Source organism: Oricola nitratireducens, from assembly GCF_014904745.1.
In the GTDB taxonomy this organism is placed as follows: Bacteria; Pseudomonadota; Alphaproteobacteria; order Rhizobiales; family Rhizobiaceae; genus Oricola; species Oricola nitratireducens.
Map to the genome: position 1 here is coordinate 77,356 of NZ_JACZCS010000021.1, position 19,204 is coordinate 96,559.

17 protein-coding genes are annotated in these 19,204 nt (G+C 62.8%); 11 read left to right on the forward strand and 6 right to left on the reverse strand.

Annotated elements, in window-relative coordinates; genetic code table 11:
* Window positions 1–18: 18 nt before the first annotated feature.
* Window positions 19–930 (reverse strand): hypothetical protein, encoded by a 912-nt coding sequence (locus IG169_RS11505; RefSeq protein ID WP_193176352.1) that lies wholly within the window; start codon window positions 928–930, stop codon window positions 19–21.
* 264 nt (window positions 931–1,194) lie between these two features.
* Between IG169_RS11505 and IG169_RS11510 the strand changes: the two genes are divergently transcribed.
* The 8 genes from IG169_RS11510 (at window position 1,195) to IG169_RS11545 (ending at window position 10,933) form a co-directional block, all read left to right on the forward strand.
* Window positions 1,195–2,208, forward strand: a complete 1,014-nt coding sequence (locus IG169_RS11510) for an SMODS domain-containing nucleotidyltransferase (RefSeq protein ID WP_193176353.1) — start codon at window positions 1,195–1,197, stop codon at window positions 2,206–2,208.
* 4 nt (window positions 2,209–2,212) lie between these two features.
* Window positions 2,213–3,940, forward strand: a complete 1,728-nt coding sequence (locus IG169_RS11515) for a ThiF family adenylyltransferase (RefSeq protein ID WP_193176354.1) — start codon at window positions 2,213–2,215, stop codon at window positions 3,938–3,940.
* Window positions 3,933–4,427: a Mov34/MPN/PAD-1 family protein gene (locus IG169_RS11520; protein ID WP_193176355.1), complete on the forward strand. Its 495-nt coding sequence runs from the start codon at window positions 3,933–3,935 to the stop codon at window positions 4,425–4,427. The genes IG169_RS11515 and IG169_RS11520 overlap by 8 nt, the downstream gene beginning before the upstream one ends.
* On the forward strand, window positions 4,424–5,149 hold the full coding sequence (locus IG169_RS11525) for a DUF6602 domain-containing protein (protein ID WP_193176356.1): 726 nt from the start codon (window positions 4,424–4,426) through the stop codon (window positions 5,147–5,149). Before IG169_RS11520 ends, IG169_RS11525 begins: the two co-directional genes overlap by 4 nt.
* A gap of 550 nt (window positions 5,150–5,699) precedes the next feature.
* Window positions 5,700–7,403, forward strand: coding sequence for a 2-isopropylmalate synthase (leuA, locus tag IG169_RS11530; RefSeq protein WP_193176357.1), 1,704 nt, complete (start codon window positions 5,700–5,702; stop codon window positions 7,401–7,403).
* A gap of 101 nt (window positions 7,404–7,504) precedes the next feature.
* Window positions 7,505–9,298: a tetratricopeptide repeat protein gene (locus IG169_RS11535; RefSeq protein ID WP_193176358.1), complete on the forward strand. Its 1,794-nt coding sequence runs from the start codon at window positions 7,505–7,507 to the stop codon at window positions 9,296–9,298.
* On the forward strand, window positions 9,288–10,079 hold the full coding sequence (locus tag IG169_RS11540; RefSeq protein ID WP_193176359.1) for an alpha/beta fold hydrolase: 792 nt from the start codon (window positions 9,288–9,290) through the stop codon (window positions 10,077–10,079). The genes IG169_RS11535 and IG169_RS11540 overlap by 11 nt, the downstream gene beginning before the upstream one ends.
* 119 nt (window positions 10,080–10,198) lie before the next feature.
* Window positions 10,199–10,933, forward strand: coding sequence for a hypothetical protein (locus tag IG169_RS11545; RefSeq protein WP_193176360.1), 735 nt, complete (start codon window positions 10,199–10,201; stop codon window positions 10,931–10,933).
* Here IG169_RS11545 and IG169_RS11550 read toward each other — a convergent pair.
* Window positions 10,924–11,832, reverse strand: a complete 909-nt coding sequence (locus IG169_RS11550) for a metallophosphoesterase family protein (protein WP_193176361.1) — start codon at window positions 11,830–11,832, stop codon at window positions 10,924–10,926. The genes IG169_RS11545 and IG169_RS11550 overlap by 10 nt on opposite strands.
* A 77-nt stretch (window positions 11,833–11,909) precedes the next feature.
* Here IG169_RS11550 and IG169_RS11555 point away from each other — a divergent pair, with 77 nt between their 5' ends.
* Window positions 11,910–12,368, forward strand: a complete 459-nt coding sequence (locus IG169_RS11555) for an NUDIX domain-containing protein (protein ID WP_193176362.1) — start codon at window positions 11,910–11,912, stop codon at window positions 12,366–12,368.
* Here the strand turns inward: IG169_RS11555 and IG169_RS11560 are convergent.
* Complete coding sequence (locus IG169_RS11560) at window positions 12,309–13,349, reverse strand: glutathione S-transferase family protein (protein WP_193176363.1); 1,041 nt, start codon at window positions 13,347–13,349, stop codon at window positions 12,309–12,311. The two genes, IG169_RS11555 and IG169_RS11560, sit on opposite strands and share 60 nt — an antisense overlap.
* A gap of 258 nt (window positions 13,350–13,607) precedes the next feature.
* Here IG169_RS11560 and IG169_RS11565 point away from each other — a divergent pair, with 258 nt between their 5' ends.
* Window positions 13,608–14,114, forward strand: a complete 507-nt coding sequence (locus IG169_RS11565; RefSeq protein ID WP_193176364.1) for a GNAT family N-acetyltransferase — start codon at window positions 13,608–13,610, stop codon at window positions 14,112–14,114.
* A gap of 19 nt (window positions 14,115–14,133) precedes the next feature.
* Here IG169_RS11565 and IG169_RS11570 read toward each other — a convergent pair whose 3' ends face one another.
* Entirely contained in the window at window positions 14,134–14,955 is an 822-nt protein-coding gene (locus IG169_RS11570) for a M90 family metallopeptidase (RefSeq protein ID WP_193176365.1), read from the reverse strand.
* 514 nt (window positions 14,956–15,469) lie between these two features.
* Here IG169_RS11570 and IG169_RS11575 point away from each other — a divergent pair.
* Window positions 15,470–16,123: an MSMEG_1061 family FMN-dependent PPOX-type flavoprotein gene (locus tag IG169_RS11575; RefSeq protein WP_193176366.1), complete on the forward strand. Its 654-nt coding sequence runs from the start codon at window positions 15,470–15,472 to the stop codon at window positions 16,121–16,123.
* A 74-nt stretch (window positions 16,124–16,197) separates the two neighbouring features.
* Here the strand turns inward: IG169_RS11575 and IG169_RS11580 are convergent, their stop codons facing one another.
* Together IG169_RS11580 and IG169_RS11585 are read right to left on the reverse strand one after the other, a co-directional pair.
* Window positions 16,198–18,282 carry a hypothetical protein gene (locus IG169_RS11580; RefSeq protein WP_210325973.1) on the reverse strand — a complete coding sequence of 695 codons (2,085 nt, stop codon included), beginning with the start codon at window positions 18,280–18,282 and terminating at the stop codon, window positions 16,198–16,200.
* A 4-nt stretch (window positions 18,283–18,286) separates the two neighbouring features.
* The coding region (locus IG169_RS11585) for a DUF4159 domain-containing protein (protein ID WP_193176367.1) at window positions 18,287–19,204 on the reverse strand (918 nt) is incomplete at its 5' end.

Below are 19,204 nucleotides of genomic sequence, written 5' to 3' on the forward strand. Positions count from 1 at the left end.
GGCCCGGCGCGTGACGGTCTAGGACGTGTCCGGTCTTCGCCGCGCCTGCATGGCGAGGTCGTGGCACTCGCGCAGCACCTCGTCGACGGGGTGGACCCGCCGCTTGCGCCGGCCGGGCGGGTGGCCGATCCTGAGCGGCGGCGCGAGATATCTGTTCGCGGCCTCGAGCTTTTGCGCCGCGGTGCCGTCCGGCGCCGACCACAGGGTCTCCAGGGCGCGTTCGCGCCGCGCGCTGCGGCGCGCGAAGCCGACCGCGTGGCCGGGCAGGTCGTCGAGCGCCCGCTGCAGCGCCAAAAGCCGCCGGCAGAGGCGCTTCGCGCCGATCTCGCCGCCGGCGGGCGGCTCCGGAAATGCGCGGCGCTCCGGCCCGCGCGCATGGAACGGATTGCCGGACAGCGAGCGGATGACGGGCGCCGCCGCGTGGCCGCACCGTGAACCCATGCCGTAATCGACCGGCGGATCGAAGAGCGGGAAGGCCGGCTGGCGGGCGGGCGCGGCGGTATCGGTTTTCGGCGCCCATGGCGTCTCGCCGGGCCTCAGCAGCCGGCCCTGAAAGAAGATTCCGGTCCGCGGCTGCGGCCGGCGCTCTGCCGGCAGGGTGTATTCTGCGACGACGTTCCTTTCCCCGGCCTTACGCTTTGCTTCGCCGGCTGCAACATTCCCGGCGCGGCGCGTCCTTTTCCTGTTCCGGGGGGCGCGGGTGCGCAGTTTGACGGCGATGTCGCGCGCGGCGGCCGCGACCAGGCGGCGGACGGCGGATTCGGCCGGGCGCAGCACCAGCAGGATCGCCCGCCAGATGTGGCGCGGCAGGGTCTCGGCCCCGCCCTCGTCCAGCCCGGCCTTGATGAACAGCACCGCGACCATGCGCGACAGCGCCGCGCGGTTGCGCGCAATTGCCTGCTCCAGCCTGTCCTTCGCGTAATCGGTCATGCGGGACAGGATGGGGGAGGGGGAGGAAAGGTGGATAAAAAAAGCGGGTGCGGGGGTGACCGGCGGTCAACAACCGAATGCTCTGAATATCGTATCTGTCCGTTGGCTGTTGTGACATTGAACAGCAACACGGCACTATCTATATTCACAAGATGTTGTGTCTATGTTGTTGTTGAGGCCACTAGAGATTGCGAAATTTGCACTTGGCGCTCGATGGGCAGGAGTGCTAAAAGTTCAGAACATAAATTGAACATCGAGAGAGCTATGACACCGAACGCTAGATTTACCGAGTTCATCAAGGATATCACCCCGAGCGAGACGACGGTCACGAACTGTAAGAACGCCCACACCTCGGTTCGCAAGGCATTGCTCAATGACGACGAATTCAAGGACAAGGTGAAGCGGGTCTTTCTCGGAGGCTCGTATAAGCGCTACACGGCCATTCGGCCGCGAACGAAAAACGGCTCCACCGAGCGACCTGATGTGGATCTCTATGTGGTCATTGACGGTGCTCCCTGGAATTCTGACGCGGCTGAACTGATGGACGAGTTATATGCCGCACTGAACCGGGCTCGGAATGATCTCGGAATCACGTCGATCAATCGGAACCGGTGCTCGATAGCGCTGTCCATGAACAAGGCCGACCTCGACGTCTCGATTCTGCTCGAACGGCAGGCAGACAATCTTTACAGGATCGGCAACCGAAATACGGGGGAATGGTACAAGACGGACCCGGAAGAACACACGGACTGGTCAGCAGCGCAGAATGAACGTTGCTCGGGCCGCTTCAATCCGATGACCCGAATGGTGAAGTGGGCGCGTCGGCAGAACAAGACAGTGTCCCGTCATCCGAAGAGTTTTGCGCTCGAAACCCTCATCGCGCCACATATCAGCGAGACCGAAACACATTACGGTCAGCTCTTCCATGACTGGTGCCAGAGTTTTCTCGACGCATACTCCGATGAACGGACATTCGCAACGTGCCCAATCCTTGAGGACCCGGCCGTACCCGGAGGCGATATCCTTGCTGGAGTGACGAACGAAGAATTCTGTGCTTACTACGACAAGATCGAAAAGCACCGCGACGATGCCGCCAAAGCTCTGGCGGCGGATGATCAGGACAAGGCAACCGACTATTGGCGCCGGATCTTCGGGGACCGCTTCCCGAAGCCGAAACAGTCAGGCCAATCGACGAAAAGCGCCGCCACCGCGATGTCTCCCCTGAGCTTCACCGGCGCCAAGGCGGCGCCGACGGCGCGGCCCGCGAAATTCGCATGATCTTATGTGGTGGCTGACCGATCAGACGCGGCTACGGGTTGAACGTGAAGCCGTTGAAGTGCTTGATGCCGAATGGTTTCAAAACCCGGTTTGGTCCGTAGACGACCAATTGAGGCTGACGCTTAGTTTCGATATCGTCATCGCGCGCGGACGCTATCCTCTCCTATTGACTTATCACAATACGTTTCCCGCATCGCCACCTAGCATTGTCCCTGCTGATGGTGAGACGCGACTTTCCGGTCACCAATACGGTGCCGGCGGTGATCTCTGCCTTGAAATCCGCAATGACAATTGGACGCCGGATGTGACCGGCGCAATGATGGTCGAAAGCGCATGGCGCCTCCTGGAAACTGAGGCGCCGAGTGATGACGGCGTAGCAGTCCACGCGCCGTCCGCGCATGATTTCCCGGCAACTCTGTCTCTGCGATCCGACGTGACCCGTTTCTATGTAAGTCCGTTGGCGCGCCTCATATTTGCGGATGACGACATTGACGGTCTGCCGCTGGAAATCGGGATCGACTCATACAGTGGCCGGACTTTCGTAGCGCATATCCTCTCGATAGGCGGCAAAGGGGAGGGCGAAAAACAACGCCTCACGCCCGAGGCACTTCGAAAAACCTGTGTCGTAAATGAGGGCGTCGTCTTCGTCACGGACACGCCGACGAGGACGCTGGAGAAGATCAAAACGTTGAACGCCCTGAGTGATCTGCTAGGTGATCGGCTCTCGCTGACAGAGGATGTTCGTTGGGCGGTTGTGCTCCGCGGATCGGAGGGCGGTCTTACGCTGCTCTACCATTTCGCGAATGATGACGACCTCATGAGCTTCACAACAGTCCTCGCGCCATTCGATGGCGATCGGTCTGGCGTCCCGTCAACGGACATCAGGGAGAAGAAGGTCGGTATTGTCGGGCTCGGGTCGCTTGGCTCCAAAATCGCTGTTTCACTCGCGAGATCGGGTGTGCGCAAGTTCGAGCTTGTGGATGGCGATATTCTGCACACTGGTAATCTGGAGCGCCATGACGGGGACTGGCGGGATGTAGGGCGTCACAAGGTCGAGCTAACGGCGCATCGGTTGCGGCTCATTCGTCGCGACGTCGAGATCGGCGTTTGGAAAAGTGCGATCGGCGCACAGGTCTCGTCGCAGGAAGCGGCGAATGTGAGTCAGGCGCTCGCCTCCTGCGATCTCATCGTCGACGCTACCGCTAACCCGGACGTGTTTAATCATTTGGCCGGCCTAAGTCTGCGCAACAATCGTTCACTGATATGGGGCGCTGTTTACGCCGGCGGCGTCGGCGGCGAAATGGCCAGAGCGCGGGTCGATAAGGATCCCTCGCCCTATGATATCCGTACGGTGATCAACCAGTATTACGAAACCAGCGACGAAACCCCGCCTATCGCAACGGGACGCGGTTATGACGGTTCTGTCGGCGAAGCCGCGCCGATGCAGGCGACCGATGCAGATGTATCAGTGTTCGCCGCCCATATTAGCGCGTTCGTGCTCGACACTCTGAGCGATATCGAGCCGTCGAATTATGACGCACATGTCTATCTCGTGGGGCTGAAGCGGGGGTGGTTGTTCAACGGACCGTTTGATGCACAGCCCATCGTCGTCGATGCACCGGTCCGAAGTACCTTATCCACCGGTTCCGAAACCGCTGTAGAGTTGGACTTCATCAAATCCTTATTTCAGAGTGCGAGCGGTGAGACTGCGGATACCGAAAACAATGATTGAGCGGTGGGCTTCCGATCTCAAGAAGGCGGGACACAAGGAAGTCGGCGGCGTACTATTTGGCGAGCAGATTGCGGAAGGGGATTTCCGCATCGTTGAGGCAACGCGCCAGCGCTTTTTCGGCGGGACGGCGACGACATTCAATCGTCGCGGCGGCGCCGCACGCAAGGAAATCCTAGCCTTGCACAAGAAGTTCGGCGGCAATCCCGAACGGTTCAACTATTTCGGTGAATGGCATTCCCACCCGAACGCACCGGCTTGGCCGAGCCGTCAGGACGAGACCACCATGTACAATCTGCTCGCCGATCAGGGAGAGGCGGTAAATTTCTTAGTGCTGATAATTGTGAAGCTTGACAGAGATGCGCGATTCCATATCGGGGCAACAACCTATCTTGCTTCAGGACACAAGCTGAATTGCGAAATTGACGTTGAAGGCGCTGAGCGCGACGTCGCCGGTGCAGCGCTAAGCGACGAGGAGGACGAGAAATGAGTGATTGGTCGTTGAAGGATGTACTTTCGGGTTTACACGACGATATTCAAAATCGTCTCGAAACAATTCGTAAAACAATGCCGCATCCAGTATCCAAGGGCGACGCGAGTGAACGTGTTTGGAATGAACTTTTCAATACTTACCTTCCTGCGCGTTACAAGTCGGACAAAGCGCATATTGTAGATAGCGAAGGGACAATCAGTCAGCAGATCGATGTTGTAATCTATGACCGTCAATACTCACCCTTTATTTTTCACTATGAAGGCGAAGTCATAATTCCCGCAGAAAGCGTCTATGCAGTTTTCGAGGCGAAGCAGTCGGCAAATTTGAAGCATGTCCAGTACGCTCAGGAGAAAGTCCGGAGCGTGCGCGCGCTACATCGAACAAGCTTACCGATACCGCACGCAGGTGGAACCTATCCAGCAAAACCGTTAATTCCTATCTATGGCGGTCTCTTGACGTTCGACAGCGACTGGAATCCGGCCCTCGGCGACAGCCTCCTTGAGGCTTTAAAACGGGATCAAGAAGACGGAAAAATCGACTTTGGCTGCATGGCCGGACACGGTTATTTTCATGCGGGTGATGATCCTGCGGAATATACTGTGCATGCTGGCGGCAAACCCGCTACCGCATTTTTGTTCAAGCTGATTTCCCAACTTCAGTTTAGCGGCACCGTTCCGATGATCGATATTCAGGCCTATGGCGAGTGGCTAGCGGAATAGCTCGTCGCCACACGAACGTCCGCTCTTGCTGTTGGCGCCCGGCACGGTCGCAGCTGCTGGGAAGGCTGCTCCTCGCCTGTTCCTACAATTCGTCGAGGCATATGGAGCGTCCGCTTCTGAGATATTCGGCCGCGATTGCAAATGTTCGAAATGGGGCTCATGCCGTCAACGAGACAACGCCCGAATGTCTGACTCGCGCCATAAGTGGGGTCTCCGATTTGTATGCGCGGATACGGACTTCAGCCCGGAACAAATCCTTCCCCACTTGACCTCCGCTCCCCCCTGACTGTATCTCTCCTCCCATGACCACGTCCCGCGCGCATATCCGCATCGCACCCGCCATCCCCGCGGGTCTGCTTTCGCGCGCGCTTCTGCTCGGCCTTATTGGCGGTTGCCGGGTCCTTTGAGGAGCGCCCGGCGGCCGGTTCGGTCTGTCGGCCAAAGCTCCTTGCCAAACCTTTACATCGCAATTCGATAGACCGTATGAGGTCTTAGCCGCCTGACCCCCGTCATTGAGGGGCATCGGCGAACAGGACGAGAGACAACCGCCATGACTGTTCACCCGCAACCGGCCGCGTCGCGCGGCATGCCGGAAGCTTCGCAGAAATACCGACCCTATCCCGCCGTCGACATTCCCGACCGCACCTGGCCGTCGAAGCAGATCGAGAAAGCGCCGATCTGGTGTTCCGTCGACCTGCGCGACGGCAACCAGGCGCTGATCGACCCGATGGGGCCGGAGCGCAAGACGCGGATGTTCCGCCTGCTGCTCGAGATGGGCTTCAAGGAAATCGAGATCGGTTTCCCGTCGGCCTCGCAGACCGACTTCGACTTCGCGCGCTGGTGCGTCGAGGAGGGCAATGTCCCGGACGACGTGTCGTTGCAGGTGCTGGTGCAGTGCCGGCCGGAACTGATCACGCGGACTTTCGAGGCGCTGGAAGGCGCCAACAATCCGATCGTGCATTTCTACAATTCCACCAGCGAGTTGCAGCGGCGCGTGGTGTTCCGCAAGGACGTCGCCGGGGTCAAGCAGATCGCCGTCGACGCGGCCAAGATGATCACCGACATGGCGGCCAAGGCCGGGGGCGGCTACCGGTTCGAATATTCGCCGGAGAGCTTCACCGGCACGGAACTCGAGGTGGCGCTGGAGATCAGCAACGCGGTCGCCGAGATCGTGCGGCCGACGCCGGACAACAAGCTGATCATCAATCTGCCGGCGACGGTCGAGATGAGCACGCCGAACATCTATGCCGACCAGATCGAATGGATGTGCCGCAATCTCGACAATCGCGAGAACCTGATCATCTCGCTGCATCCGCACAATGACCGCGGCACCGGGGTCGCGGCGACCGAGCTCGGGCTGATGGCCGGGGCGGATCGCGTCGAGGGCACGCTGTTCGGCAATGGCGAGCGCACCGGCAATGTCGACGTCGTTACGCTGGCCTTGAACATGTTCACGCAGGGGCTGGACCCCGAGCTCGACGTGCACGACATCAACCACGTGCGCGACGTCTACGAGCATTGCAACCAGCTCGCCATTCCGGAGCGCCACCCCTATGTCGGCGAACTGGTCTATACGGCGTTTTCCGGCTCGCACCAGGACGCCATCAACAAGGGCATGAAGGCGATCAGGGAGGCGGCGTCGCCGATGTGGGAAGTGCCCTATCTGCCGATCGATCCGCGCGACGTCGGCCGGTCCTACGAGGCGATCATCCGGATCAATTCGCAGTCGGGCAAGGGCGGCATCGCCTATATCCTGGAAGCCGATCACGGCTTGCACCTGCCGCGCAACCTGCAGGTCGAGTTCCGGGACGTGATCCAGCAGATCACCGACCGGGAGGGCCGCGAATTGTCGTCGGACCGGATCTATGGCGAGTTCATCGCCTCCTATGTCGACATTCCCAACCGCCGGCTGCGCTTCATCGGCCACAAGAGCCGGGCGGAAGGCGACGGCGGCGAGACGCGCATCGTCGACGCGACGATCATCGACGGCAACGAGACGCTGGAGATCAGCGGCCGCGGCACCGGCCCGATCGACGGGTTCCTCGATGCGCTGTCGCGCCATCTCGGCCGGAATATTTCCGTTATCGATTATTCGGAGCATTCGCTGCAGCGCGGTTCGGACGCGGCGGCGATCTGCTACATGGAGATCGATATCGATGGCGAGCGCGTCTTCGGCGCGGCGATCAACAAAAATATTGTCGCAGCATCGCTGGAGGCCATAATAGCGGCTGTCAACCGGAAGCTTATGGTATAGTCTAGGCAAATTCGTTGGCGTAGGCTCACATCATGAGATTGTGATCTCAAGAAGTTTACGCTACGGAATTCCGGTCGAAACAATGCAAAGGTTCTGTGGTCTTGGGGGACGCATCGGGTAGGAAGCGGATCGATCCCGCTGACATCAAGATTGCCCTGAACGATATCCTGCAGAGCGAAACATTCGCGCGATCCGAGCGGTCGCGCGAATTGCTGAAATATATCGTCGAACGCGACCTGGACGGAGAGGCGGATCGCCTGAAGGGATTCGCGATCGCGCTCGACGTGTTCGACCGCGAGGACAATTTCGATCCCTCGACCGACGCCGTCGTGCGGGTGCAGGCCGGCCGCCTGCGCGATCTCCTCGACACCTATTACGCGGGCGAGGGGTCGGGGGTTGCCGTGCGCATCACCATCCCCAGGGGCACCTATGTTCCGGTCTATGACGCGGTGGTGCAGGCGCCGGCGCCGGATGCGGGCGCGGATGCCGGCGTGCCGGAATTTCCGGCCGGATCGGGTGTCGGCGGCAGTGCCGGACCGCCCGGCAAACAGGCCGGTGCCGCGGAGCAGATGGCGCCATCCGCCGATCAAATACTTACCAATCGCGACTTCGACCGCATGTTCTATGTGAATATGCGGCTGTTCTGGTCGGCGCTGACGGTCGTCGTCATCATGCTGACAGGCATCCTCGTCCTGCTGATCAACAATTCCGTGGCCGACAACCAGCTCAAGGTGGAGCAGCAGGCGCTTGCCGCGATGCTCAAGGCGCGCGGTTTCTCGGCGAGCGAAGCCCTGCCGTCCGTGGCGCTGTCTTCCGACGTCAAAGGAGGGATGCGGACCGCATTCGAGGACGCGATTCCGCGCTTCGGCAGCGTTGTCTACCGCAACGACGCGGCCGTGACGCTCGATCATCCGCTGGCCGATTTCTTCATCCATGCGGTGCAGTCCGGGAAGAATTCCTTCAATATCCAGCTTTATCACCGCGCGAGCGGCATCCTGATCGGAACAGACCAGATTCCGGCCTATCTTTCCGGCAGGCGGCTCGATGACAACGTGGCCCGGATCATGAGCCGCTTTCTGCCCGTCGGGGGCTCGATCTACGCCTTCCTGGAATCGGATAACCGTCTCAATCCCCTGACCAGGTGCCTGGTTCTTGCCTCGGCCTATTTCAACGACCAGAACGCCGAACGGCATCACGCTGCCTATCGCTGCCATGAAAGCCTGATCGAAGCGGGGATAACGTCCGCGCTCTCCTACGCCGATCTGGCCTCGCTGACCGTCGAAACCGTCACGGACAAATACGACTATCCGCTTGACGCCAAGCTCTCCGACGCCGTCGTGCGGGCGCGGCGCGCCGTCGAACTCGCGCCCAATTCGGCGCTGACGCACCGGGCGCTCGGCCGCGCACTGCTCGTTTCCGGCGAACGGAGGGCGGCACTGGACCAGATGCGTGAAGCCTTTTCGCTCAATCGCTACGATTTGGGCATCGCGGCTTCCTACGGCAACACGCTGGTGGCTGTTGGCGATTTCGAACCGGCGCTCGGCGTATTGGAACGGGCGGCCAAGGCAGCCCCGGTTCATCCGACATGGTGGGACTACGGCCTGTTTGTCGCCGCCTTCCAGACCGGCCGCAACGATCTGGTCGCGGTCAGTTCGCGCAATCTGGTTGGGCATGACCGGGCACACTACTGCGCGGCGCGCCTGATCGCGGCGTATCTCGAAGGCAACAAGGAGTTGCAGTTACGGATGCTGAGCGACATGCAGTCGCGCGACAACGTGTTTGTCAGGGATCCGCTGGCCTTCTACGAAAAGATCATGCCGAGAGCGGCGGCGCAAAAGCTTGTCTCCGCGTTGAGCGAGGCCGGCATGAAAGTCCCGTCCGTCCATGAAGGATAACGGCCGCCCGACACCTGCCGGCGGTCTCCTGACCTGCCGGGAAGCCGGCGCGGCCGACAAGCCGGTGCTTGTGTTGCTGCACGGTTTCGGCGGATCCGGCCATCATTTCGATTCCATTCTCGAGCCGCTATCCGCTGTTGCTCATGTCGTTCTCCCGGATTTGCCGGGGCACGGACAATCCTGCGATTTCGCCGGTTCGCGGCATCCGCGCGCGGCGGCCGAGGCCGTGCTGGCGACGCTCTCCGCAATGGGTTGCGACCGGTTCCATCTGGCGGGTTTTTCCCTTGGCGGGGCTGTTGCCAGCCTGATCGCCCTCCAGGCGCCGGAGCGAATCCTTTCACTGACGCTTCTGGCGCCGGGCGGTTTCGGTTCCGAGATCGCGGCCGAGACGCTGCGGACATTCGCCGCCGCGGACACGGCCGACACGCTGCGCGCCGCGGCGCAAAGGATGATGGCGCCCGGCGCAACGCCGCCGGAAGCCGAACTTGCCCAATTGCTGCGCGAACGCGAAAACGAAACCTTGCGCGAGACACTTGCCGCGATCGCCGCGATGATCACCAAGGACGGGCGGCAGGGCGCCATCCCGCGCTCCGATCTGGCGCGCATTTCCTGTCCGGTGCGCGTCGTCTGGGGCACGCAAGACCCGGTTCTGCCGGTTTCGCAATCCCGGGATCTGCCGCCGCAATTCGATCTTCGCCTCGTTCCCGGCGCCGGGCACATGCTCGTGCACGAGGCGCGCGATGCCGTGATCGAAACGCTGCTCGCTTCCGTCGCGGCCTGACAGACACCGTCCCCTCGCCAATACCCGGTCCGCTGTGCAGCGCAAAAAGAGTCGCGCGGCGTCGAAATTATTGTTAACAAAACATGAACAAGACCGGAAACGGGATACGGCCCAAGAGTATGGACCAGGACAAGCCACGGGAACCGGAGACAAGCCGGCTCGTCGAAGCCGTCCGCAGGGTGCGGATTGCCTCGGCGGACAAATCCGATGTCGTCGTCGAGATGCGCGACGCGGTGCGGACGCGGCTGGAATTGCTCGCGCAGGATCTCAAGCCGGTCATCGAGGACATTCCGCCCGATGACGACCGGTTCGATTTCGCGCTGTCGGCCGGACTGGAGCCGCGTTTCTGGATCGATGCCACCGCGCATGTGATGATGGGACCGGACCGGCGAACCTATCGCTTCGTACGCGATACGCGGCTGGGCCGGATCCTGCTTGCGGAGTCGGCCAATCGCGACGAAGTCGCCGAACGGGTCATTTCCTATATCGCGATGCGCATTCACGAGCGTGAACTGGCCTTTTCGGGGGATACGATATCGTACCGCGAACTGGTGACCGGGCGGGCCATCGACCACGATGCCGACGACATGGTGTTGCGCCGCCAGGAACGGCTGCGCCACAAGATCGAGCAGGCGGTCGCCGAGTTGCCTGGTGGCGCATCCGAAGCAGAAGCCGAAGTGCCGGCGAAGGCGCCGCCGCCTGTTTCCGCTCCCCCGGTGGAGCGCGGCGCGCCCGATCAAGGCTGCAGATTTGCGCGCGCGGTCGCTGCCGGGCTGTTCTGGATCCTGTTCGGCGCGGCGCTCAGCGCCGGAACGCTGCTCTATGTCTTCCGCGACATGCTCGCTCAGCGATAGAGAACACGGCGGTCCGTGACGGCCGTCAGGCCGGTTTTCCCGGTCAGCGAATGTTCTTCGAAGCTGCAGGACCAATGGCCGGGACGGCCGTCGATCTCGAACAGGTTGAATGCCGCCGCCGGATGTTTGCCGCCCGGCGCTTCGGCGCCGGAAGGAACGCCGATGACCGGCACGGCGAGGCGCTGCGGCCCGAGGATCTCGTTGCGTTGCGGCAGGTGGGTATGCCCGTGCAGGACGAGTTCGGCGCCGTGCTCGCGGATCACCGACTGGAACAGCCGGATTCCGTAAAGCCGTTTCTGCGCTGTCGTCGCGCGGCGCACCGGCGGGTGGTGGATCAGGATCACACGGAAAAGGCCGGAATCGCGCGCGCGGTCGAGAAGCTGACCGAGGCCCCTGGCCTGCCTTCGGGAGAAGATGCCCGACGCCATGAACGGCGCTGTCGCGATCGCGCTGTTGACGCCGATGATCGCGACCGGTCCGCGCCGGCGCAAATAGGGAAAACCGCTCCTCGTCACGGTGATGCCTGCCGCCTCGCTGGTCATGTTTGCCCGCCAGGCGGTGACGGCCTTGGAAAGGGCGCCGCGCACATAGGCGTCGTGGTTTCCCGGCACGACGCTGACGTGTTCCGGATTTCCGAGTTCACCGAGCCATGCGGCCGCGTTCACGATCTCGGCGTCGAGGGCGAGGTTGGTCAGGTCGCCGGTGACCGCGATATGGTCAGGCATCTTTTTCGCCATGGCGGCGACAAGCTGTCCGACCGTTCCGCCAGCCATGTGGGCGGCCCGGTTCTGTCTCCAGTTGATGTAACCGGTGATACGCTTGGAAAAGAGGTCCGGCAGCCGCACATCCGGCAGCGGCGCCAGATGTACGTCGGAGATATGTGCGAGACGAAATGCCATGGGCCTTTCGTAAGGCAGCCGATGCGGATTACAAGCGATGAAAGGCGATCATCGCCAGCGGAGAAACGGAACCGGCCATGAAACCCGACCTGCGATCGCGGCTGTTCCATGCCTGGTTCCTGTTGAGCCGGCCGATGACGCTCGGCGTGCGCGCGATCGCGACGGATGCCGAGCGGCGCGTTCTCCTCGTCAAGCACACCTATGTCGCCGGATGGCACCTTCCGGGCGGCGGGGTGGAAAGCGGCGAGACGGTCCTGGAGGCTCTCGCAAAGGAGTTGCGCGAGGAGGCCAACGCGGAGTTCGGCGCAGCGCCGCTGCTGCAGTCCGTCCATTTCAACAACAAGGTGACGCGGCGCGACCATGTCGTGGTCTATCGCTGCGACAATGTCCGGCAGTTCGCCCCGAAACGGCGTGATTACGAGATCGTCGCCGCGGAATTTTTCCCGCTCGACGCGCTGCCGGACGGCATCACGAAGTCAACTGCGCAGCGCATTCGCGAATTCAACGACGGAACCGTCCCCGATCCCTTCTGGTGAGGGGCCGAACCGGCCGCGGTCATGCGGCGCGGAAAAATCGATTTCGGGACCGACGGGAATGATGCCGGTCGGATTGATGCTTTCGTGACTGCCGTAATAATGCGCCTTGATGTGGTGCATGTTCACGGTCTCCGCGACGCCCGGCACCTGGTAGAGATCGCGCGTGTAACCGGAGAGGTTCGGATAGTCGGCGATCCGCCGCAGATTGCACTTGAAATGGCCGACATAGACCGGGTCGAAACGCACCAGCGTCGTAAATAGCCGCCAGTCGGCCTCGGTGATCCTGTCTCCGGCGAGATAGCGCTGCCGGGACAGGCGATCCTCCAGCGTGTCCAGCGTTTCGAAGACATCGGCGACGGCTTCCTCATAGGCATCCTGCGTCGTGGCGAAACCGGCGCGATAGACGCCGTTGTTGACGTTCGGATAGACGAGATCGTTGATCGCATCGATCTCGTCGCGCAGGGGCTCCGGATAGAAGTCGGTTGTATCGCCCGTCAGATCGTCGAATGCCGCGTTGAACATGCGGATGATTTCCGATGACTCGTTGGAGACGATCGTGCCGCGCTTCGTATCCCAGAGAACGGGCACGGTGACGCGGCCGGAATAATCGGATTTGGCGCGAACATAGATGTCGCGCAGATATTGCGACCCGAACAGCCGGTCGCCCGTGCCGCCGTCGGACGCATCGAAGGTCCAGCCGTCCTCGCCCATGAAATGGTCGACGACGGAGACCGGGATGAGGGGCTCCAGCTTCTTCAGCTTGCGGACTATCAGGGTGCGGTGCGCCCAGGGGCAGGCGAGCGAGACATAGAGATGGTAGCGCCCGGCCTCCGCCTCGAAGCCGCTCTCGCCCGACGGTCCGGCGCTGCCGTCCGCGGTGATCCAGTTGCGAAATTGCGCGTCGGTGCGAATGAAGCGTCCGCCGGTCGACCTGGTGTCGTACCACTGCGTGTTCCACTCGCCATCGATCAACAGTCCCATTTTTCGGTTCCTTTCCGTTTGTCCCTCCATCTAGACCGGCCTGGGACATGCGTAAGGTGTCAAACGTCAAACAATGCGTAACCGTTCCGTTTCCGGGGTCCGGGATGAAAAAACAGATGGACCGCAGGGCCTTGCGGTGCTAGGCGGCAATCATGAGCACCAAGAGCTGGGCATTTTCGATCCGACGATGAACCGGGACGGCTTCGCCGCCTCCGGCCAATTTCGCTTGTCTCATCGTCGTTCACGCCTGGTGCCATCATGACTGCCTTCACCATTCTGCCCGAAACGGGCGCATTCGATTCCGCTATCGAGGACCTGCACGCCGAGGCCTTCGGGCCGGGGCGGTTTACGCGCGCGGCGTTCCGCGTGCGCGAGCAGGGGCCGCATGACCGCGGCCTGTCCTTCGTGGCGGTCGCGCAGGACGGCGAAAAGCTGCTCGGCTCCGTGCGCATGACATGGATCGAGACCGCCGGAACCGGCGCGCGCGGCCTGCTGCTCGGGCCGCTTGCGGTCAAGGACGGGCTGAAAGGCAAGGGCATCGGCAAGGCGCTGATGCGCAGGAGCGTCGACGCCGCGCGCGACGTTGGTGCGCCCTATATCCTGCTCGTCGGCGACAAGCCCTATTACTGGCCGTTCGGTTTCGAGACCCTGCCGCGCGGGCAGGTGCAAATGCCGGGGCCGGTCGATCCGGCGCGGTTTCTGGTGTGCGCGCTTCAGCCGGACGTGGTGGAGACGCTTGGGGGGATGGTGCGGTGGCGGGGGTGAGGTCCGAACCGGTTCGACACTAGTTCCAGGAGGCCGGATCGAGCCTGAAGAGACTCGCCAACTGCCCGTAGACGGCGGGCTCTTCGCGTTTCAGCGAAGCCGGTTTCTCGAAGAAGACCTCGACCGCCACGGCGAGAAATTCCACGTGGCTGGTCGCGCCATAGGCATCGAACAGGGTTTTGTGCCCGTATTCGACCTTGCGGACATGCCTGTCGAAGGCGTCGACGAATGCATGTTCCCAGTCGCGAAAACTCTGTCCCTTGCTCAGGACGGGGATGGCGTTGGTGTGACCCGACAGGTCGTCGACCTGATGGGCGAATTCATGGAAGACGACATTGTGGCCGTCATGGGCGTCGGCAGCGCCGTCTTCCACATCGGTCCATGAAAGAACGACGGGGCCGCGCGGCCAGCTTTCGCCGAGGCGCGCCGTTTTGCGTTCCGTCACCACATAGCCGTTCTGCTCCTTCCTCCGTGATGTGAAGGCGTCCGGATAGACCAGGATGGTGTAGAGGTTCCGGTACCAGGTGTCCGTATTCACGACGAGCAGGCAGGCTTGCGCCGCGATGGACAGGCGCATTTCCTCGGTCACTTCGAGACCGTTGCAGCCGACGAACCGTATCTGGTCCAGGAAGAGGTTGATCTTGCCTTCGAGCTTTCGCCGCAAATCGGACGGGAGGCTTCGAACCAGCGGGACCGATCCTTCGATCATGGCGCGCTGGCGATCCTGCAGTCCGGACGCCAGGAGCCGCCTGCGCCTTCTTCGTCTCGACCAGGCCCTGATGGCATACGCGCATGCGCCGAGGACCGGGAGAAAGAGCAGGATTATCTGGCCTGTCGACATGGGTGCTTTGTACGCTCGGAGGATAATCGGGGGAGCTTTACATAGGTTGCAACGGCACGAATTGCGAGCGGGCGGACCTGCTCAGGCCGCCGGAAGCCTGCTGGCGCGCTGAAGTGAATGCCCGCTACCGTCCCTCTCTCACCCACGTCCCGGCGAGCGCGAGCAACAGCAGTGCGAGGCCGAGGAAGCCGGAGAACAGCGAGTAGCCCTTGACGCCGAGCAGTTCGGTTTCCTCCGTAGTGCGCGGGCAGGTGCAAATGCCGGGGCCTGTCGATCCGGCGCGGTTTCTGGTCTGTGCGCTTTGCAGCCGGATGTGGTGGAAACGCTTGACGGGATGGCGCGGTGGGCGGGACAGGTGAGTTCAGCTGCTTTGAAATGACGGTTCCGAACCCGGGATGGGTGGACGGTTACCGTGGGCTTTGCCGAATTTCTTCGCTATTGAACGGGGATGACGGCGAATGCCGGGAATTCCGCATTGGCGGGACCCCGGTCCAGGCATCCAGAGGAGGACGGCATGACGCGCGGGACTGAACTGAAGCCGGAGTTCCTGGTCAAGGACGAGGAAGAGCTGAGATCCCTGTTTCCGGCAACGCATGCGATTGCCGTCGAGAAATGCCAGAACCGTCTCGACGAACATGCGATGGACTTCGTCGCCCGATCGCCGTTCCTGTGCATCGGAACGCAGTCGCCGGACGGGTCGGCCGATGTCAGCCCGAGAGGCGATCCGTGCGGATTCGTGAAGATCCTGGACGACAGGACGCTGCTGATCCCGGACCGGCCCGGAAACAACCGCCTCGACACGCAGGCGAACATCATGGCCAATCCGGCCGTCGGGCTGTTGTTCATGGTTCCCGGATTCGACGACACGCTGCGCGTGAACGGAAAAGCCAGGATTACGCGCGACCCGGATTTGCTCGCCTTGACCGCGGTGCAGGACCGGACGCCAAGGGTCGCCATCGTCGTTGCGGTCGAGGAAGTGTTCCTTCATTGCGCCAAGGCGTTCCGGCGCTCGAAATTGTGGGATCCGGGCCAGATCCAGGATCGCGGCGAAATGCCGTCGCTGATCAGGATCATCCTCGATCAGACCTCGGGAGCGCCCGACGACCCCGAGGAGATGAAGAAGAGGGAAGCAGCCCTCGAGGACGGGTATCGAAAAACGATGTACTGAAATCCGGGGGATGATCGCAAACCCGTCGCGAACGACGAGGCTTCCCGACATGCGGAATGCCGAAAGCGGAAGTCCTACCGCCCCTCGCGCATCCACGTCCCGGCGAGCGCGAGCAACAGCAGTGCGAGGCCGAGGAAACCCGAGAACAGCGAGTAGCTCTTGACGCCGAGGAGTTCGGTTTCCTCGGTCGTGCGCAGCCCGAGCCAGTTGTGGCCGGCGGCGCCCGCATTGGCCCGCACCGGCAGGATCCCCGGCACAGTCAGCGACTGCGATGCGTCGAGCAGGCGGCGGATCGAGCCGCCGCTCGCCCTGGCGACCGGCGCAAGGACGTCCATGGTCGAGATCATGGAGCGGAATTCCGGCGCGTCCACCGGGCCGGCATGGGCGAGCGTGGTGAAGTCGCCCTGGGCGATCTGGTAAAGGCCGACCTCGTCGGTCTCGACGCGGGCGGAGAAAATGCCGTTGCCATTGTCCTGCAGCGGGACTTCCGTCTCGACGCCCGAGGGGGATTTCAGGCGCGCCGGGCCGGTCGTGTCGGACATCGTCTGGCGCTTGATCGTCAGCGTCTGGCCGTCGGTCGCAGCCGTCAGCGCTTCCTCCTCCAGCTCCGGCTCCTTCATCAGCCAGTGCGCCATGCGCCGGTAGAGCCCGACATGCGGCCCGCCGCCCTCGAAGCCGCGCGCCCACAGCCAGCCCTGGTCCGACAGGATCATGCCGACGCGGCCCTCGCCGAAGCGGTTGAGCACCAGCAGCGGCTGTTCGTCCGGACCGACCATGGCGACGGTGCCCTTCGGCGTCTCGACATTGATCGCGCGGAACCAGCGGCCCCAATGCGGCGGCTCGGACTGGCCGCCCTCGAGATCGCGCGTCACCGGGTGGCGCTTTCCTTCCGGCGAAATCCGGGGGAAATAGCCTTTCGACGTGATGATGCCCGTCGGCGTCGCGGGAAGCGCGTTGACGAGCGGCGTGTTGGCGATGGAATTCTCGCCGGCATATTCGGGCCCGGCGGCGACCAGCAGCGCGCCGCCATTGCGCACATATTCGGCGATATAGTCGTAATAGAGCGTCGGCAGGACGTTGCGGTACTGGTAGCGGTCGAAGATGATCAGGTCGAAATCCTCGATCTTCTCGACGAAGAGCTCGCGCGTCGGGAAGGCGATCAGCGACAATTCGTTGATCGGCGTGCCGTCCTGCTTTTCCGGCGGGCGCAGGATGGTGAAGTGGACGAGATCGACCGAGGCATCCGATTTCAAGAGGTTGCGCCAGGTGCGTTCGCCGGAATGCGGCTCGCCGGAAACCAGCAGCACGCGCAGGTTTTCGCGGATGCCCTGCATCTGGGCGACGGCGCGGTTGTTCGATGTCGTCAGTTCGCCGGGCAGTTCGTTGACGGCCAGTTCGATGATGTTGGCGCCGGCGTGGTCGAGTTTTAGCTGCAGCGGCGTTTCGACGCCGGGAACGGCGCTGTCGGTGGCGACGAGATCGCCGTTCAGGAAAACCTGCACGGTGACCGGCGCGGACCCCTTGGTGCCGGAATCGGTCACCTGATAGGTCATCGACACCGGCTGGCCGGTGATCGAGAAGCGCGGCGCTTGGGTGAACTCGATCTTGCGGTCGAATTCGTCGCTGCGGCCCGTCGTCAGGACGTGCAGCGGCACATTCGGCGGAAGGCCGGTGTCGCCGCCCGACGGCACGTCGTGGACCTGGCCGTCGGTGATCATGATCGCGCCGCCGATGCGCGACGGCGGCACGTCGCGGATGGTCGCGGCCAGCGCCTCGAACAGCCTTGTCTCGGTCTGCGCGCTGCCATTATCGGACGTGCCGGCGTCGACTTCCCGGACCTCGAATTGCGGGAAGCGGGCGATACGGCTTTTGAGCGTTTCCAGCGCGGTCTCGGTGGTTTCGGGCCGTTCGCCGAGCTTCTGGCTCTGGCTGCGGTCGACGATGAGGGGAACGACGGTTTTCAGCGGCGCGCGTTCTTCCTCGTTGACGACCGGATTGGCGACGGCGAGCGCCAGTGCCGCGGCGGCGCCGGCGCGCAGCACCGCGCCGCGCGTGCGCGACAGGAGCGCCCAGGCGACGAGAGCCACGGCCGGCAGGCAGACCAGCGCGAGCAGCCACCACGAGGTCAGCGGGGCGAAATCGAGGGAGAGGTTCACCATCGCGTCACTGCCCCAGCCGTTCGAGCAGCGCCGGCACATGGACCTGATCGGCCTTGTAGTTGCCGGTCAGCATGTACATCACGATGTTGACCCCGGCGCGGAACGCGTAGATGCGCTGCAGCGGATCGGTCGACATGGTCGGAAACAGCGGCCGGCCGCTGTCGTCGAGCGCCCAGGCGGCGGCGAAATCATTGCCGGTGATCATGATCGGCGTGACGCCGTCGCCGCTGCGCACCGGGCGGCCTTCCGGCTGTTCCTCGCTGGCCGGCGCTTCGACCCATAGCGGCGATCCGTCGTAGCGGCCGGGGAAATGGTCGAGGATGTAGAACGCCTTGGTCAGCACGTGATCCGGCGGAACGGGTTCGAGCGGCGGGATGTTGAGACCGCGCAATATGTCGCGCAGACGCTGGTTTTCCGGCGACGAGGCGCTGCCGGAGAACGATGCGGTCAGCTGGTCGCGGGTGTCGAACAGGACGGTGCCGCCGCCCTGCATGAAGGCGTCGAGACGCGAGATCGCCTTCTCGCTCGGCATCGGCGTGGTCGTGTCGATCGGGAAATAGATCAGCGAATAGAAGGCGAGCTCGTCCTGTTCGAGATCGAGGCCGATGGGATCGGCCGGCTCCAGCGCGGTGCGGCTTTGCAGATAGCGGCTGAGCCCGGACAGGCCGGCCTCGCTGATGTCGTCGGTCTGCGCGTTGCCGGTGACGACATAGGCCAGCCGCGTCGTCTGCAATATCTCGATGATCCGGTCGTCGCCGGGCCGTTCGTCGGATTGCTGGGCCAGGGCCGGCGAGGCGACGAGGGCGGCCGCGACGACGAACAGCGCCAGCGCCGCCGCCGAGGCCTCGCCGACGCGCCGCTTGCCGAGCGGACTGAGCCGGCCGTTGATCCAGAGCACGGCCAGCGTGTCGAGCGCCAGCAG